Source organism: Devosia sp. WQ 349K1 (assembly GCF_016595685.1).
Lineage (GTDB): Bacteria > Pseudomonadota > Alphaproteobacteria > Rhizobiales > Devosiaceae > Devosia.
On record NZ_JAENGO010000003.1, the window covers coordinates 1 to 17,032 of the forward strand.

At 58.0% G+C, this 17,032-nt stretch carries 15 protein-coding genes; 9 read left to right on the plus strand and 6 right to left on the minus strand.

The annotated features are described in order from the left end of the window. From JHL21_RS06185 to JHL21_RS06195, 3 genes are all read right to left on the minus strand, one after another. The coding region (locus tag JHL21_RS06185; protein ID WP_200212530.1) for a transposase at positions 1-277 on the minus strand (277 nt) is incomplete at its 3' end. A gap of 343 nt (positions 278-620) precedes the next feature. Next, entirely contained in the window at positions 621-1,796 is a 1,176-nt protein-coding gene (locus tag JHL21_RS06190) for a hypothetical protein (RefSeq protein ID WP_200212531.1), read from the minus strand. 11 nt (positions 1,797-1,807) lie between these two features. Then, a complete protein-coding gene (locus JHL21_RS06195; protein WP_200212533.1) occupies positions 1,808-2,779 on the minus strand; it encodes an aldo/keto reductase in 972 nt (323 codons plus the stop codon). Between the two features lie 190 nt (positions 2,780-2,969). Between JHL21_RS06195 and JHL21_RS06200 the strand changes: the two genes are divergently transcribed. The 9 genes from JHL21_RS06200 (at position 2,970) to JHL21_RS06240 (ending at position 12,841) form a co-directional block, all read left to right on the plus strand. Then, on the plus strand, positions 2,970-3,953 hold the full coding sequence (locus JHL21_RS06200; protein WP_200212534.1) for a GntR family transcriptional regulator: 984 nt from the start codon (positions 2,970-2,972) through the stop codon (positions 3,951-3,953). Positions 3,954-3,994: 41 nt separating this feature from the next. Then, the gene (locus JHL21_RS06205; RefSeq protein WP_200212535.1) at positions 3,995-5,521 is read left to right on the plus strand and encodes an ABC transporter substrate-binding protein; all 1,527 of its coding nucleotides are present in this window, start codon (positions 3,995-3,997) and stop codon (positions 5,519-5,521) included. Positions 5,522-5,583: 62 nt separating this feature from the next. After that, positions 5,584-6,756, plus strand: a complete 1,173-nt coding sequence (locus JHL21_RS06210) for a Xaa-Pro peptidase family protein (protein WP_200212536.1) — start codon at positions 5,584-5,586, stop codon at positions 6,754-6,756. A 32-nt stretch (positions 6,757-6,788) separates the two neighbouring features. After that, the gene (locus tag JHL21_RS06215) at positions 6,789-7,769 is read left to right on the plus strand and encodes an ABC transporter permease (RefSeq protein WP_200212537.1); all 981 of its coding nucleotides are present in this window, start codon (positions 6,789-6,791) and stop codon (positions 7,767-7,769) included. Positions 7,770-7,774: 5 nt separating this feature from the next. Next, positions 7,775-8,623: an ABC transporter permease gene (locus JHL21_RS06220; RefSeq protein WP_200212538.1), complete on the plus strand. Its 849-nt coding sequence runs from the start codon at positions 7,775-7,777 to the stop codon at positions 8,621-8,623. 15 nt (positions 8,624-8,638) lie between these two features. Next, the gene (locus JHL21_RS06225; protein WP_200212539.1) at positions 8,639-9,583 is read left to right on the plus strand and encodes a succinylglutamate desuccinylase/aspartoacylase family protein; all 945 of its coding nucleotides are present in this window, start codon (positions 8,639-8,641) and stop codon (positions 9,581-9,583) included. A gap of 47 nt (positions 9,584-9,630) precedes the next feature. Continuing rightward, on the plus strand, positions 9,631-10,632 hold the full coding sequence (locus JHL21_RS06230; protein WP_254081960.1) for an ABC transporter ATP-binding protein: 1,002 nt from the start codon (positions 9,631-9,633) through the stop codon (positions 10,630-10,632). Continuing rightward, positions 10,622-11,596 (plus strand): ABC transporter ATP-binding protein, encoded by a 975-nt coding sequence (locus tag JHL21_RS06235; protein ID WP_200212544.1) that lies wholly within the window; start codon positions 10,622-10,624, stop codon positions 11,594-11,596. The genes JHL21_RS06230 and JHL21_RS06235 overlap by 11 nt, the downstream gene beginning before the upstream one ends. 12 nt (positions 11,597-11,608) lie before the next feature. Continuing rightward, a complete protein-coding gene (locus JHL21_RS06240) occupies positions 11,609-12,841 on the plus strand; it encodes an amidohydrolase family protein (RefSeq protein WP_200212545.1) in 1,233 nt (410 codons plus the stop codon). 769 nt (positions 12,842-13,610) lie between these two features. Here JHL21_RS06240 and JHL21_RS06245 read toward each other — a convergent pair. Genes JHL21_RS06245 through JHL21_RS06255 form a run of 3 tightly spaced genes read right to left on the minus strand, consistent with a single transcriptional unit; the run spans position 13,611 to position 16,429 of the window. Further along, positions 13,611-14,999 carry an NAD(P)(+) transhydrogenase (Re/Si-specific) subunit beta gene (locus JHL21_RS06245; RefSeq protein ID WP_200212546.1) on the minus strand — a complete coding sequence of 463 codons (1,389 nt, stop codon included), beginning with the start codon at positions 14,997-14,999 and terminating at the stop codon, positions 13,611-13,613. Continuing rightward, on the minus strand, positions 14,996-15,304 hold the full coding sequence (locus JHL21_RS06250) for an NAD(P) transhydrogenase subunit alpha (RefSeq protein ID WP_169196235.1): 309 nt from the start codon (positions 15,302-15,304) through the stop codon (positions 14,996-14,998). Before JHL21_RS06250 ends, JHL21_RS06245 begins: the two co-directional genes overlap by 4 nt. A gap of 15 nt (positions 15,305-15,319) precedes the next feature. Further along, a complete protein-coding gene (locus JHL21_RS06255) occupies positions 15,320-16,429 on the minus strand; it encodes an NAD(P) transhydrogenase subunit alpha (RefSeq protein ID WP_200212547.1) in 1,110 nt (369 codons plus the stop codon). Between the last annotated feature and the right edge of the window lie 603 nt (positions 16,430-17,032).

Consider the following 17,032-nt stretch of genomic DNA (forward strand, 5'->3'; position numbering starts at 1 on the left):
TGCGTAAATCCAGAACCTCATCATTGGTGGCGGCACGAGTTGTGTCACCAGCCAAACGTCGCTTGCCAGCTTCCATGAACTCCTTTGACCAAGAGTAATAGACGCTCTGGGCGATGCCTTCACGCCGGCACAGCTCAGCAATGCTGTCCTCGCCACGCAATCCGTCGAGCACGATCCGGATCTTGTCCTCGGCCGAAAAGTGTCGTCGTGTCGCGCGGCGAATGTCCTTCACAACCTGCTCTGCGGATGATTTCGTCTTCGTTGTTTTCGTCGTCATTCTGGGTCTTTCGTCACGCAGACGAGACCAGAACTCTACTTAAATCGCAAACCCATTTCTGAGACATAGGTCCTGATCCCAAACAGTCTGCCCCTACTCTTGCGCAGTCAACTACCACAGCCATTTCAGACGTTTGCCAACTCTCGCCATTCTCCAGAGAGCTGTCGCTACGACCGTATCACATAAACGGGGCCAATTCCCGGATCAGCAGGCCGAAGGCAACCATAAGACGCATGCGATAGACTGCGAACGCAGGCTATTTGGCAACAACCATGGGACGATTGATGCCGCCTGAGTCGAACGAGCTCAGGCGGCACGTGAAGGGGCAGATATTCAACGCACGCTAGTTACTAAAAGCATGCCAGTGCTTTGCCAAAGTCGAGGGCGTGTGCATGTTGTTGTAGAGGTACTCCCAGAACGCTTTGCGTTGCTCGGGCCTGACCAACTTCCACACAGCATTCACCGCCATGTCGCCACCGTAATAGGCATAGACGAAGGGGGCACGCAGGTTGTGGCTAAGGAAGGCCAGACGCGAGCGGGCGGTTATTGGGTCCTGCAAGGCCTTGTCAGCCATAATCGGGACGATCTCATCGAGCGACATGCCTAGGGCGTGCATCATCCAAGCGGCGTTGCAACGCATAGCGCTGCGCAGACGCTGTAGGGCGACACCGAGCTCGTCTTCAGGACCGTTGACCCAATCTAGGAACTCCATCCCGTTGTCGGCAATGCCTTCAAAGATGGCGGAGCTGGCCGACGACGTAACCACCTGCGCACCGTCTAGCGGCATGCTTTCGGCCTCAACCATGTTCTCGCGGATATTCATATGCACGAGATGGCCAGGGAACACTTCATGCGTCGCCAGATGCTTGAGCGAGAAGCGCGTGTAAGGGAAGTCGAGGTTAAGCAGCACCTTGCGGGTTGGGTAGTCGCAATAGGCTGAAAACGGCACTGCGGTTACGCCTTCTGGCGTCATGCCTTCATGATCGTACGGATACATTATGGCGGTAACGCGGGTGCGGGCCTCGGCGATCAGTTCGTTGAGAACGGCAAGGACCTGAGCGGTTGGAACGCGTGCCTGCGCTTCGTAACGCTCAAAATCTTCCGCTAACGTGCCGCCGCTGTAGCCAAGCTCGTCAAGCTTTTCGCGGATTGTCGCGCGATAACCATCGAGTTCTGCATCTGGGACGAGGGTCTGCGGGACGCGGATTTGGCGGGCGACGCGGTCTGCAAAGGAGATTGGAGTGCCGTCAAATGTGTCGATCAACGCGAGTAATGAGTCGATCATTTCGGCCACGTAGTCAGCGCGCAAGGCGCTTTCCGCTTCCGCCGGCAGACGAGCCGCAAGCGCATGGAGCTTTTCGCGAGCGTCGTCATAGCTAACCAGTGGCAGAGGGACAACCTCTGCCATCGCGACTGGGATCAGGCCTTCCTTATTGAGAAAGCCGTCGCTGTTCTGGGTGGCGCGATACAGCGCGTCTAGGCCAGCGGTGAGTTCTGCAAGTTCCTTGCCGATCTTCATCGGATCAATCCTTAAACGTGACCAGCGACGCGCTTTGGTTCGTATGGCGCTTCCATTTCAGCGATGTCTTCGGCTGTCAGCTTCACTTCGAGCGAAGCAATCGCGTCATCAAACTGGTGGAGCTTGGAAATGCCAACGATTGGAGCGGTGATGCCTGGGCGACGCGCGACATAAGCATAAGCTATCTGTGCCGCTGGACGGCCATGGCGTTCGGCGACGTTACGAACGGCCGCGACGACGGCGTCGTCTGTTTCCTTGGTGCGATCGTAAAGGGCGGATGCGGTCTTGTCGGTCTGCGAGCGAGTTGAGTCCGGCTCTGGACGCGCAGCCAGACGACCACGGGCGAGAGGCGACCAAGGGGTGATGCCAATGCCTTCCGACATACACAGCGGCAGCATTTCCCGCTCTTCTTCGCGGTAGATCAAGTTGTAATGGTTCTGCATGCAGACGAACTGCGCCCAGCCGTTGGCGCGCTGCATGCCAATGGCCTTCATGAATTGCCACGCGTGCATGGACGAAGCGCCGAGGTAGCGAACCTTGCCCTGACGGACGACATCGTTGAGCGCGTCGAGGGTTTCTTCGAGCGGTGTTTCGTAATCAAAACGGTGCAACGAATAGAGGTCGAGATAGTCGGTGTTGAGGCGCTTGAGCGTGCCATCGATGCTGTCGAAGATATGCTTACGCGACAAGCCACGGTCGTTCACGTCGCCGCTCATTGGATTGTAGAGCTTGGAACCGTAGACGAGCTTGTGGCGCGGGACATTCTTAAGAACGCGACCGACAACTTCTTCCGAGGCGCCGAGCGAGTACATGTCGGCGAGGTCGAAGAAGTTAATTCCGAGATCGACGGCCTTTTCTAGAATCGGACGGGACCGCTCCTCGTCGAGCACCCATGGCGCCCAAGTTGGCGAGCCAAAGGTCATGCAACCCATACCAAGCTTGGAGATTTTCAAGCCAGTTCGGCCAAGATTGACATATTCCATTAGCACACCTCGATAGAATTCTGGGTTCTAAGATGAGGACACTAGGGACAAAAACGCCCAAAATGCCCAGAAAATACCGCCCTTCTGCACAAATTCACGGCTTTCCGGAATCAAGTGCAGAAAATGCGCAGATGCACTTGCATACACAACTGCGTGACCCTAGGGTAGGTGTACTAACAGAGCAGTACACATGTTCAAGTTTGACGCATCAAGCATAGACAAGTCGCTCCCCGTCCCCGTCGGGACGCAGCTCTACGGGCTGTTGAGCTATTTCCTGTCGTTTGCCGATCTGCCTCGTGGCACCAAGCTGCAGTCAGTGCGTCAGCTCGCGGCTGAAATCGGCGTCGCGCCGATGACCGTCAGCCAAGTGTACCAACAGCTACGCGATGAAGGTTTCATCGAGATGCGTTCGGGGTTGGGGGCATTTGCAGCTCGCGACCCGGGCGCCCCTTCCGAACAGATCAACCCGCTCACTCTTCTTAGCCGCGATATCGACGCCATTCTTGCCAAGGCCGATGGTCTCGGGATCAACGCGATGTCGCTCGTATCGATGATCAGCGCCCGCGCTCATATCCGTTCGACCGAAACGGGGCTCAAGTTGGTCTTCGTCGTCATCTTTGAGGAGGTCGGCCGGGACTATCTCGAGCAGATCCGCCCTACTCTCTCCTCGCTCGACCAGATCACGCTCGTGACCCTAGACGAGCTGCGCTTTGACGAAGCGGCGCGTCAGCTCTGCTTTGATGCAGATCTGGTGCTGACTTTCGGCAATCGTGAAGCGGAAGTGCGCGCGACCTTGAAGGGCCTCAATGTTTTTGGCCTGAAATTCATTCCCAGCCAGACCACACGCCAGACTTTGGCCGGTCTCGACTCTCGTGCCAGAGTCGCCGCGGTATCGCGCTTTAAAGAGTATATCGCCGTCATGAGACCGAGTGTGCGCGAGTTCGCACCGCACGTTGCGGACGTCGTCGTCACCTATACGGACGCGGCCGATTTGAAGGCCGTCATCCAGAGCTGTGATGCAGTTGTGTACGCATCAGGCGCTGATGACGTGAATGAACTGGCACGGAAGGGCGTGCCTTGTTTTGAGTTTAGGCACGTACCCGACCCGGTCGCGCTGGACACAGTTTTGGCCCCCAAATTGGCGTTACTGCGCCAAGGCAAGGCAACCAGATAGCGGGCACTCCACCCGTCCAAAAAGAAGTACAAGGGAAAAACATGAAGAAGTTTCTTATGGCAACCAGCGCCATCGTTGCGCTGAGCATGATGCCAGTTTCGGCGATGGCAGAAACATTGGTCGTCGGTCTTGACGTTGATGCGGGCACTCTCGACCCACGTCAAAGCCGCGACTCGTCCGCCAATCGTGTTGCTGACCTCATCTATTCGGGTCTCGTCCACATCACCCCCGGCCTAGAAGCCGTTCCTGATCTCGCAGCCGGCTGGGAAAGCCCAGACCCGCAGACAGTGATCTTCACGCTTCGCCCTGACCTTAAATTCTCAGACGGCAGCCCGCTTACCGCCGAAGACGTCGTCTACACCTTCACAACGCTTCTCGATGCAGATTTCAACGCGCCGCAGCGCGCGCTTTATGCGCCAATCAGCGCAATCGAAGCTGTTGACGCTACTACCGTAAAGTTCTCACTTTCAGCTCCATACGCTCCCCTGCTGAGCTACCTCGACATTGGTATTGTGTCCAAGGCACTGGCTGAATCCGGTCACGACCTCGCCCTCAACCCGGTTGGCGCAGGCCCAATGAAGCTCTCGAACTGGGTTCGCGGCTCGGAAATCATCCTCGAGAAGAATGAAAACTTCTGGGGCACTGCAGCAGCGTTTGACAGCGTCTCTTTTAAGGTCATTGGCGACAACTCCGCACGTGCGCAGGCTTTTGAAGCTGGCGACCTCGATGTCATTCAATCTCCCTTGCCGCCTCAGGATATTGAACGTCTGCGTGGCGACGACCGCTTCGGCAACGTCGTTATTCCGGGTCTTGGCGTGACCTACGTACACTTCAACGTCAATGATCCGCTGCTCGCAGACGTGAAAATGCGCCAAGCGTTTTCTATGCTAATCGATCAGGAGACCATCGTAAACGACATCTACCAGAAGGTAGACGAAGTCGCGACCTCGATCCTGCTTCCATCGTCGTGGGCCTATGATCCAAAGATCGTGCAGCCGGCATTTGACTTTGACGGCGCAAAAGCTCTCTTCGCGGAAGCTGGCTGGACCGACACCAACAACGATGGTTTCCTCGACAAGGACGGCGCACCGCTCGAAGTTATCCTGTCGACGCACTCGGAAGACACAAACCGCGTTCAGACCGTTGAATTCATGCAGGCCATGTTCGAACAGGCTGGCGTGAAGGCTATTGCTCAGATCACTGACTGGCCTTCGTTCTCGACCAACTATGTTCAGCAGGGCAAGCACCAGATCGCCGTCCTCGGCTGGCTCAACATTGTTGACCCCGATCGTCTCATGTTCGCACAGCTCTCGACCGGTGGCCCGACCAACTGGGGCGGCTACTCGAACGCTGAAGTCGACAAGCTGCTGCAGGACGGTCGTTCGACCCTCGACGTGGCGGGTCGTACTGCTGCCTACCAGGCTGCCGCGACCATTCTCGCTGAAGAACTGCCGTACTACATCATCTCGGCTCAGGGCTACCAGCTGTTCCACAGCAAGGACCTGCCGATTGAAGTTCAGGCAACTCCGCGCGGCAACCTTCGTGGTTTGATCGGCCTCAACGACTGAGAGCTAACGCTCTGGCTGGCGCTCCGGCGCCAGCCACTCCTCCCAATTCCAGGACTAGTGTCATGGCTTTCAATCAGCGCCTCAGCGCGGAATTTTACGCACGCGTACAACGCGACCTTCGCACCAAAATGGACCGCGAAGGACTTGACATCCTCGTTCTCGATTCCAATGACGACATCCTCTACACCACTGGCTTCACCCACTACACAACCGAACGCCCGGTGTGTGTGGTTCTGACGCAAACCTCGACCTATCTGCTGATCCCTGAGCTTGAGCGGCACCACGCCAGCTCGCAATATGATGGCGCAGAACTGGTGGTCTATTTCGAATTCCCGGGCCGCGATCCTGCCTTTGTCGTGTTGGCGCGTACCCTTGGTAATCTGACTGGCACAATCGGCCACAGTTTTGGCATGGCTAACGGCCGTGTCAGCCACATTCAGGACGCCTTTCCGAACGCGCGGACGAAAGCAACCGTTCTCGTCTCGACGCAGCGTCAGATTAAGTACGCTGAAGAACTCGTACTGCACCGCGAAGCGGCCCGCATTTCCGACAACATGGTCAATGCTGGCGCTGAGCTGATCTCAGATGCGCTGCGTACCGGCAAAACCATGCCGAGCGAAATCGAGATCGAAGGCTTCGTCATTCGCAATGCGCTCGACACTATGCAGTCTGAGCACGACGACATTATGTATGTGGCAACGCTTGCGGGTGGCCTCGTCTATTCAGGCCTGCGTTCATCTCTGCCCCACGGCATGCCATCCAAGCACCGTCCGCAGCGCGGCGAGAGCATGATCCTCTCACTTGGATGCCGCGTCGGTGGACGCGCAGCTGAGAGCGAACGCACCTTCATTCTGGGCGAGCCAAGCGCTGAGCAAGAAAAGTTCTACACACTGGCACAGACCGCTCAGGCCGTTGGCACGGCGGGCTTGGTTGCTGGCCAAACCTGTTCGACAGCCGATGATTCAGCTCTCGATTTCTATCGCGAAAACAATGTCTTCCAGTTCTGTCCTCACCGTGTTGGTCACGGCATGGGCGTGCAGTTCCACGAGCCACCGTGGGTGGAAGGCGGCGACGAGACTATTTTGCAAGCAGGTATGATCTGTTCGTCCGAGCCCGCGCTTTATGTGCCGGACCTCGGCGGCTTCCGTCTCGCCGATACGGTTCTGGTTACCGAAAACGGTCCAGAATCCCTAACACATTATCCCCGCAAGCTGGAAGAGATCATCCTCGGATGATCACTCTCCCCTCCAACTAAGGGTAGGTCGCAATGCTCGCCTACGTCATTCGCCGCATGCTGCTGCTGGTCCCGATGGCTATCGGAATGGTGGTTGTCACTTTCGGCCTCCTCCTCATTATTCCTGGCGATCCAGCTTCGGTTCTCCTTGGGCAGGATGCGACCCCCGAAGCCATTGAACACCTCCGGACTACGCTCGGATTGAACGATCCTTGGTATGTGCGTCTTTGGGACTATTTCGCTGCCCTTTTGCAGGGCGACATGGGGCGTTCAATCTTCCAGAACCAGCCCGTCAGCGAGATCATCTTTGGTCGTCTCGGCGCAACCATCGAGTTGGCTGTAGTTGCGCTACTCTTGGCAAGTCTGCTTGGAATCACACTCGGCGTACTCGCTGCAATCCGTCAGGGCTCTTGGGTTGATACCGTGACCATGCTGTTCGCGCAGCTTGGTGTGTCGATGCCCGTGTACTGGCTCGGCCTCCTGCTGATGCTGCTATTCGCCGTAACTCTCGGTTGGTTACCCTCGATTGGTCGCGGCGTACCTATGCATGAAGCGGTATGGTTGGCGCTTACCGGACAGCCGCAAGTTCTGTGGGACAGCGTTCGCCACATCGCCCTGCCCGCGCTGGCGCTTGCGGCAAACTCTGCAGCGATCATCTCGCGTCTGGTCCGCGCCTCAATGCTGGAAGTCCTGCGTGAAGATTTCGTGCGTACCGCATACGCAAAGGGTCTGCGTCGCGGTCACGTGGTTGTTCACCACGCTTTGCGTAACGCCCTGCTGCCAGTTCTTTCAGTCATCGGCCTGCGTTTTGGAGCTTTGCTCGGAGGCGCGGTTCTGACGGAATCCATCTTTGCTTGGCCCGGCCTTGGTCAGCTGACAATTGCCGCAATCTCGCAGCGAGACCTGCCCCTCATTCAGGGCATCGTCCTCACCTTCGCCATCGTGTTCGCTCTCGTGAACCTGATTGTTGACCTCCTCTACGCCGCGGTCGATCCGCGCGTACGTCTCGGATAACGACCATGCGTTTGCCTAAAGCACTCAAAAACACCTCTCTGGTCGTTGGCGCCATCATCACACTATCCATCGTCTTGCTGGCAATCTTTGCGGATTTCTTCGCAACACACGCCGTCGAGCAGATGGACATGAAGAACCGGTTTTCGACGCCGACTGCAGCGCACATTCTTGGCACCGACAATTTCGGTCGCGATCTCTGGTCGCGCCTTATTTACGGCGCGCGCATCTCGCTCACCATTGCGGTGATCTCGGTGACGGCGTCCGCTCTGATCGGCACTGTCGTTGGTCTGGTTGCTGGCTATTTCGGTGGCTGGGTCGATCAGCTTCTTATGCGCATCACCGACATTTTCCTCGGCTTCCCAGCAATCGTTTTGGCACTTGCGATCGTCGCAGTTCTCGGACCTGGCGTATTTAACGTCGCTCTCGCCATCATTGTTGTGGCGTGGACGGAATATGCCCGTGTCGTGCGTTCGACCACACTCGTCTTGCGTGAGCAGAACTATGTGCAGGCCGCCAGGGCGCTCGGCGCCGGCCCGGTTCGCATCATCTTCAAGGAAATCCTGCCCAACGCGCTCGGCCCGATCATCGTACTGGCCTCACTCGGCCTCGGCACTGCGATCATTTCGGAATCCGCGCTGAGCTTCCTCGGCTTTGGCCTGCCACCTCCAGAACCAACCTGGGGCTGGACGCTCGCCTACGGCACACGCTTTATGCGTGACGCGCCATGGCTTTCCATCATCTCGGGCCTGACCATCATGGTCACCGTGCTCGGCTTCAATCTCCTCGGCGACGGCCTGCGTGACATTCTCGATCCGCGTCAGCTGTCCCGTGGCGGCGGCAAAGCTGCCAAGTAACTAAGGAATAAAATCATGGTCAAAGCGATTAATCAGCTGCGTCCCAAGTTCACCACCAATGCCGACGGTTCGGATGCCGTGCTTTTCATCACAGAGCTCGTCGGTGAAGAAGACGGTCCAACCATTGGTATTTCGGCGTCGATCCACGGCAACGAAAATACCGGCTCGCAGGCAATTCTCGATCTCTACCGCCAACTCAAGGATATGCCGCTCAAGGGCCGTATCCTGCTGCTGCCCGTCGCGAACCCATCGGCGTTTGCCGTTAACGAACGCTATGCAACCATCGACAAGGTCGACCTAAACCGTCAGTTCCCTGGCAACCCGAACGGCACCTATTCTCAGCAGCTCGCTCACGCGATAACCAATGAGTTCCTCAACGTCATCGACGTGCATATCGACCTGCACTCGGGCACCGATCGTCCGACCGTTGACTATGTCTACATCTGGAACGACGAACGCCTGTCGCGCGCTTTCGGCTCGAAAGTTCTCTACCGTCCTGTCGAAAACAAGCAGGGTACAGTCTTTGGTGGCACCACCAAGACCGTAACCATCGACACCCGCAACATCCCAGTTGCCGTGATCGAGCTGGGCGGCGGCATTGTGGACCAGACCGGCTACGTTAAACAGACCGTTGATGGCGTGCTGAACATGCTCAAGACCACCGGCACCATCGCTGGCGAACCTTGGGAGAACCCAAAGCAGGTCGTTGTTAGCGAACTCGCTGGCGTCCGCCCGACACAGGGCGGCTTCATCGAAACTCTCGCCCCTGCGAACGGCGAAGTTATCAATGGCGGTGAGCTGCTCGGTCGCGTTGTCAGCCCATACACCTTTGAGGTGCTGGAAGAGATCAAGACCCCGTTCGAGAACGGCATCATGATCATGCAACACCTCACCCGCAACGTCGTCCAGTCCGGCGACTACGCGTATATGATCGGCAACCTCGACGGCGCCACCGATTGATAAAGGCACCCCGGTCAACCCCTAGACCGGATTAGGAGACGATGGCGATGAGCACAACGAACGCTATGCAAAAACCAGCGATTGAGGTTTCTAATCTCAATATTGAGATTAGAGGCGAGCAAGGCTCATTCGCCGTCGTTTCAGATATGAGTTTGGCGGTGCATCCGGGGGAAACCCTTTGCATCGTCGGCGAGAGCGGTTGCGGCAAGTCCATGACCGCCCTCTCCCTTCTGCGACTGCTGCCAGAAGCTGCACGTGTCGCCAGCGGCTCCATGCTGATCGACGGGAAAGACTTCCTTGGCATGAGCCAGCGCGAAGTTGAGCAGTTCCGTGGCGAAAAAATCGCAATGATTTTTCAGGAACCGCTTACCGCACTCAACCCTGTGCTACGCATTGGGGTGCAGATTGCCGAAGCCGTTCGCGCGCACCGCAAATGCACTAAGGCTGAGGCGAATAAGCGCGCTGTTGAAGTGCTCACGCTGGTGCAAATGCCAGACCCTGAACGCCGCGCGTTGCAGTTCCCGCATGAGCTTTCCGGCGGCATGCGTCAGCGGGCGATGATCGCACTGGCCCTTGCGTGCGAGCCCTCCATCATCATCGCCGACGAGCCAACCACGGCGCTAGATGTGACCATTCAGGCACAGATTTTGGGTCTGATTTCAGACCTTCAAAAGCGCCTTGGTACAGCTCAAATTCTAATCACCCACGACCTTGGCGTCGTGTCTGAAGTGGCTGACCGCGTTATCGTTATGTACGCCGGCCGCAAGGTGGAAGAAGCCTCCATTTACGATCTCTTCGACAACCCACTTCACCCCTATACCGTCGGCCTCATGGGCGCCGTTCCCGGCGCTGGCAAGTCCAGCCAAGCAGGCGACCGCCTAGCCGACATCTCCGGCACCGTTCCACCCATTTGGGACCTGCCCAAGGGCTGTGCGTTTGCGCCGCGCTGCCCGAACGCGTCCGCACGTTGCCTAGAAGAACGTCCGCCATTTGAAGAAAAACGCCCTGGCCATTGGGCCGCTTGCTGGGAGCACGATAATGCAGCCTGAAAGCACTCCCCTGCTCTCCGTTGAAAATCTGCAAGTTCACTTCCCTATTCGCGCCGGGGTTTTGCAGCGCCAAGTCGGTGCGGTGAAGGCTGTCGACGGCGTCAGCTTCGCACTCAACCGTGGTGAGACGCTTTCGCTAGTGGGTGAAAGCGGCTGCGGCAAGACTACAACCGGCCTCGCGCTGATGGGCCTCGTTACGCCTACTGGCGGCAAGGTCGAGTTTGACGGCCAAGGGATCAAGGGTTTTAACCGCAACGCTCTGAAGGCTTATCGCCGCCGGATGCAGATCGTGTTCCAGGACCCGTTCTCGTCCCTCAACCCGCGCCAGCGCGTGAAGGACATTATCCGCGCGCCGCTCGATATTCATAACGTCGGTACCAAAGAAGAGCGTGAGGCACGTGTCGCCGAACTTATGGCTCGTGTCGGCTTGCGCCCTGATCAGGCTGACAATTTCGCCCATCAGTTCTCCGGCGGACAGCGCCAGCGTATTGGTATTGCCCGCGCTCTCGCATTGAACCCTGACGTGATCGTTTGTGACGAACCGGTGTCGGCACTCGACGTTTCGGTGCAGGCGCAGATCCTCAACCTTCTCAGCGATCTGCAGCGCGATTTGGGTGTGTCCTATCTCTCGATCTCGCACGATCTCGGGGTGGTTGAATTCATCTCCCATCGCGTAGCGGTGATGTATCTGGGCAAGATCGTTGAGATTGCGCCCAAGACGACCATCTTCTCGGCGCCGCTCCACCCCTATACCGAGCTCTTGATGCGATCCGCGCCAGCACGTGATCCGCGCAAGCGCCACAGCTTCTCTGCCACCAACGACGATATTCCGAGTGCGACGCGCAAGCCGAGCGGCTGCTCGTTCCACACGCGCTGCCCCTTCGCGACCGCCCTCTGCCAAACAACCGAGCCTGAACTGACGGCCCGTGCCGACGGCCAGCAAGTCGCCTGCCATCACCGCTAAGAGAGTGTGACCATGACCACTTCATTCGTTTTCACTGGCGGTAAAATTCTCGATACGACTGAAGGCATTCTCCGCGACGACCTTGAGGTTCTCGTTGTTGGCAACACCATTGCCGAAGTCGCGCAGACCGTGTCGCGTCCAGAGATCGCTCAGGTCATCGACCTCGCGGGCAAGACCCTCATGCCCGGCATGATCGATTGCCATGTGCACGTCGTCGCCGAAAATCTCGATCTTTGGGGCAATATGATTGCCCCCTCCTCACTCTCCGCTTTGCGCTCGGCGCGCGTCATGGAAGAATCGCTGCAGCGCGGGTTCACGACGCTACGCGATCTCGGTGGCGCAGATCACGGTCTCGTCTTGGGTGTTGATCAAGGGCTGATCAACGGTCCGCGTCTCATCATCTGCGGCAAGGGGCTGACCACCACTGGCGGCCACGCCGATCTGCGTAAGCGCACTGATGATCGTCCCGGAATTATGTCCGAACGCCTCGGCTCAATGGGGCTGATCGTTGATGGCGTCGATAATGTTCGCGCGGCCTGCCGTTCGTTCATCAAGGAAGGCGCTCATTTCATCAAGGTGATGGCAAATGGCGGGGTTTCTTCGCCGAACGACCCAATCCACTCGATCCAATATTCCCGTGCGGAAATTGAAGCGATGGTCGAAGAAGCCGACAATGCTGGGCTCTATGTCTCGGCCCACGTCTACACCGACAAATCCATCCGCCGCTGCGTAGAGCTGGGCGTGCGTTCGCTCGAGCATTGCAACCTGATCGAGCCGGACACTGCCAAGCTGGCCGCAGAAAAGGGCTGCATCGCTGTTCCAACGTTGGTTGCCTACGACGCTCTTGCACTCGAGGGCGAAGCGCTGGGCCTCGGCGCAGCCGAATTTGCGAAGATCGACACTGTTCGGTCTGGCGGCCTGCGCTCGCTTGAAATCATGCGCGATGCCGGACTGCCAATGGCATTCGGCTCGGACCTCTTGGGAGAACTGCGCAAATATCACTGCATGGAATTTGAACTGCTCGCCAAGGTGCTCACGCCAGCCGAGATCATCCAATCTGCAACCCTAGTCGGCGCCAAGCTCTGCCACCTCGAAGGCAAGGCGGGCATCATCGCCGAAGGGGCCTTCGCAGACCTTATCGTCGTTGACGGCAATCCACTGTCCGACATCTCGCTTTTGCAGGGCGACGGGATGCATATGCCGGTGATTATGGCGAATGGGCGAGTGGTCAAATCTAGGCCATAACCATAGTCTTTTCGCACTCCCGTCCAGCATAAACACCTGTCCCTCGAACAAGGTTGGCGATCTAACGCGAATTTGGGCCTGTTTGTATGACAAAATGTTGAGGAAGACGACGAAATTGGCAAAGATCTGAGCGACTGGCGAGGAAGTGGAGAAAAACATTCGCCGGCCGCCGTCGCGGCACCCTTCCTCGGATAATCAAATCCAGATTGTGCTAGGCAACCTACGGGTCAGGGACAGCTTTGCGCCCTCATTTCAGACATTTGTTCAACTGCCGTCAGCTCCTAAAAGCAGACGCACTTCGCTCCATGCCAAACTCAAATTTTGCGGCATCGCGGCATAGCTGCCTAGCTGCATAGCTGCATAGCTGCATAGCTGCATAGCTGCATAGCTGCATAGCTGCATAGCTGCATAGCTGCATAGCTGCATCGATGATGTGCCGGCCCTGCCCTAGTGTCGTCAACCGCCCCCTTCTCCGACATGCAGCTGCTTCAATTTCACAAACTAAAACCCGTATTTCCGACCAGAATACCCCAGCTTAAGCTGTAAACTCGAGCGATATTCGTCGTCTTAATGAAGCGATCAGCGCAAAATTGGACGAGCTATTTGAAAAGGCCAGAGAGATTGTCCTCAGGCGAGGTAAAGAGGCCGAAGCGCTCGCAGAACGATTGATCTACGAAAGGTTAGTCACGAACATTTTTTAGCCCCAAAAACGAAAACACCGCAGCCTGGTGGACTGCGGTGTTGTTGTTTGTCGGTGCTGGAAGAAGTCTTAGGCTTCCTTGACCTGGGAGATGAGTTCGACGAGCGACTGCTTGGCGTCGCCGAAGAGCATCGAGGTCTTTTCGTCGAAGAAGAGTTCGTTCTCGACGCCGGAGAAACCCTTGCCTGGACCGCGCTTCATGGCGATGACGCTCTGGGCTTCCGAGACCTTGAGGATCGGCATGCCATAGATGGGCGAGGACGGGTTGGTGCTGGCGGCAGGGTTGACCACGTCGTTGGCTCCGATGACCAGCACCACGTCGGTTTCCGGGAACTTCTCGTTGATCTCGTCCATGTCGATCAGCTTGTCGTAAGCGACACCGGCTTCGGCGAGCAGCACGTTCATGTGGCCGGGCATGCGACCAGCGACGGGGTGGATGGCGAACTTGACGTCGCCGCCGCGCTTTTCGATGAGGTCGGCAAGTTCGCGGACCTGATGCTGGGCCTGGGAAACGGCGAGGCCGTACCCCGGGACGATGACCACGCGCTTGGCATAGGCCATGCGCAGGGCTGCGTCTTCAGCCGAGACCGGCTTCATTTCTCCGCCGGTCGAACCATCTGCGGCAGTCGCGGCTACGCTGTCCGAACCAAAGGCGCCGAACAGCACGTTGGCGAAGGAACGGTTCATGGCCTTCGACATGGCGAGCGAGAGGATGATGCCGCTGGCGCCATCGAGTGCGCCGACGATGATCAGGATGTTGTTGTCGAGCGCGAAGCCGGTCGCCACGGCGGCAAGACCTGCATAGGCGTTGAGCAGCGAGACCACCACCGGCATGTCGGCGCCACCGATCGGCAGAACGATGAGCACGCCGATGGCCAGCGAGACGACCAGCATGACGATGAACACTGGCCAGGCATCGGGCACAATGATCATCCAGACAAAGCCGATGACGGCAATGCCGAGCAGGATGAAGTTCGAGATGTTCTGGAAGGGAAAGGTGATTGGCTTCTGCGGCAACCAGCCCTGCAGCTTGCCAGCGGCCATGATCGATCCGGTGACGGTCAGGCCACCGAGCAGCACTTCGAGCGCGAGGGCCGCAACGTGGCCGCTATCGAGGTGATTGGTGGTGAAGCCGTGGTGGTATTCGCCCAGGCCCACGAGGGTTGCAGCCAGCGCACCAAAAGCGTGGCTGATAGCGATACGCTGGGGCATGGCCGTCATCGGCACGAACATGCCGAGCGGATAGCCGATGGCGGCACCGGCGAAGATGCCGACCACGATCCAGTGATATTCAACGATACGGGCGTGGAAGAGCGTTGCTACCACGGCAATGAGCATGCCGAGGGCTGCCATCTGCATGCCGCGGCGCGCCGTTTCCGGACGACCGAGGACGCGCAGCGCGTTGATGAAGAGGAATGCCGCTACAAGGTAGGCGATCTGAATAAAGGTATCGGTCATTTCGCTGCCTTATCGGCCTTCTTGTTGTCGGTCTTGAACATGGCCAGCATGCGGTCGGTGATCAGGAAGCCGCCGACGACGTTGGCCATGGCCATGGCCACGGCGATGGTGCCGAAAATGGTGCCGAGCCAGCCGTGATTGGCGCCGGCCAGAACCAGCGATGCCACGAGCGAAATGCCGGACATAGCATTGGTCGCCGCCATCAGCGGGGTGTGCAGCAGGGGCGGCACGCGGTGGATGGTCATGAGGCCGACAAAGCTGGCCAGCAGGAACACGAAGAGTTGGATGGTCGTTGTTTCGGGCATGAACCAGCCTCCGTGTTAAGCGGCTGCGCGAGCAGGCAGAGCCTGATCGCCAGCGAGGGCATCGAGAATTTCGTCGCCAGCCTGCAAATTGAGCGGGCCCGCCTTGCAGAGATGGGTCAGCAGGGTGCGCATGTTGCCGCTGTAGAGGCGGCTGGAATCGGTGGGCGCAGCGCTTGGCAGATTGGTCGGGCCGATCACGGTGACGCGGCCGTGGCGAACGATCTGGTCGGGCTTGGTGATTGTGACATTGCCACCGGTTTCGGCGGCCATGTCGATGATCACCGTGCCGGGAAGCATGGCCGCGATGGTTTCCTCATCGATGAGGATCGGCGCGACGCGACCCGGGATCTGCGCGCTGGTGATGATCAGATTGGTGCGCGACAGGGCCTCGGTGAGGGCGCGGCGCAGGCGGAACTGCTGGTCGTCGCTCTGGGCGGCAGCGTAGCCGCCAGTGCCTTCGGCCTTTGCATCCGGAACGTCGGGGAAGACAAACTCAGCGCCGAGGCTTTCAACCTGCTCGCGGGCGGCTTCGCGCACGTCAAAGCCATAGGTGACTGCGCCGAGACGGCGGGCGGTAGCGAGGGCCTGCAGACCGGCAACGCCGGCGCCGAGGGCGATCATCTTGGCCGGGCGGACGATGCCTGCGGCGGTCGTCATCATCGGCAGGAGGGTATCGAGATGGCGTGCGCCTTCGAGAACCGCTGAATAGCCGGCGATGGAGGCCTGGGACGACAGGACATCCATGCTCTGGGCGCGGGTGATGCGCGGCAGGCGCTCCATGCCGAGATGGAGGATCTGCGCCTTGGCAGCAGCATCGGCGACGGCAGCGTCGCGGCCACCAAGCGAAATCACCACCTTGCCGGGGGCAAAGCCGGCGAAATCGGGTGCGCGGACGGCCAGAACCAGATCGGCGGCGGCAATTGCCTCGGCGCGCGCAAGAATCTTGCCACCGGCAGCGCTATAGTCTTCGTCTACAAAGCCAGCATTCAGGCCAGCACCAGCCTCGACGACGATGTCGTATTGGGCGAGCTTGCCAATATCTGCTGGCACTAATGCAACGCGGCGTTCCCCTGGCAACGTTTCCGCCAGCACAGCAATGACGGCCTTATGCGTATTCTGGCCCATTAAAATTCCTCTCAACTAGCCCAGGACCGCTGAGAGCGGCCTCGCGGGCGGTCGAGGAATATGGGCGATGATGTGGCAGCAGTCAGCACCCCGCCAGCTATAAGACTTTGGTATTAGTAGATTAAAATCTGACGCTTAGGGTTTCCGGCGTTCGAAAATACGCAGAATAATCGTACTTTTAAATTATCCTCCGACGCACCCTATTTAGAACTGATGTACAAAAAGTCGCAGGTTAGCCCGATTTACTATGAAAATAACGGCCCAACTCCCATACAAGAGTTCGGTTTCATGTAAAATGTAGCATCAATGGTTTTCAAAATAGCTTCTACTTACAGTCATGCGTAACCTGAAAATCTCCACGAACTTTTGGAGATAGAAAAAGAACAACCCCGCCTAGAGTTTGGCACTGCATTTCTTTAATCCCGTCAGTTTCCGTCGTAACGACAAGCGACAGAATCCGTCCATCAGAACCCGACGCAACTGGAGCTGATGCGCGAAAAGCGTCATTGGCATTGAATCTTTTCCACCCTGCTGCGCCCGCTTCCTCGGTGGCGTCGGGCAGGGCGAGCAGATTGCTGAAGCGCGCCAGAGCCAGTCAAAGCC